Source organism: Exiguobacterium sp. s123, assembly GCF_018617075.1.
Lineage (GTDB): Bacteria > Bacillota > Bacilli > Exiguobacteriales > Exiguobacteriaceae > Exiguobacterium > Exiguobacterium profundum.
Map to the genome: position 1 here is coordinate 1 of NZ_JACSJL010000024.1, position 666 is coordinate 666.

At 53.2% G+C, this 666-nt stretch carries 1 pseudogene; it reads left to right on the forward strand.

Annotated elements, in window-relative coordinates:
- Positions 1-666, forward strand: a pseudogene (locus KNO72_RS15480) (helix-turn-helix domain-containing protein); the annotation flags it as partial.

Sequence of the window (666 nt, forward strand, 5' to 3'; positions counted from 1 at the left end):
ATCAGTGATGGATCTGTTCTTCGAAAATGGATTAAGAAGTATACTAGTCATAGCGAGTTAACAGATTCGAGAAAAGGGATGGATCGAGCTATGACAAAAGGGAGAAAGACCACATTCGAGGAACGCATGGAGATCGTCAGGTATTGCCTGGACAACGGACGGAACTATCAACGGACGGCCGAGGTATTCGCCGTGTCGTACCAACAGGTCTATGGGTGGACGAAAAAAATATGACGCCGACGGCGTGCACGGGCTCGAGGACCGGCGCGGACGGACGAAGCAAGAAGAGGAACTGACCAACGAGGAGAAGCTCGAACGTCGCATCCAACAGATCGAGCGGGAGAACGAGCGCCTTCGTGCCGAGAACCTGTTCCTAAAAAAGTTGGAGGAAATCGAGAGGAGAGGTTAATCAGCCAGATCAGGCTACAATTGCGATACATGGTCATCGAGGAAATGTCGACGACCGACACGTTCCCGGTCGTGCTCCTGTGCGAGATCGCGCAGGTCTCACGGGCCGCCTACTATAAATGGTTGAAGCGTACCGTCTCGGTACGCGAAGAAGAGAACTTGAGCCTATTGGAAGACATCCGCCTCCTCTACGACCAGGTGAACGGGACCTACGGTTATCGACGGATCACCATGACGGTCAATCGCAGACGACGCCAG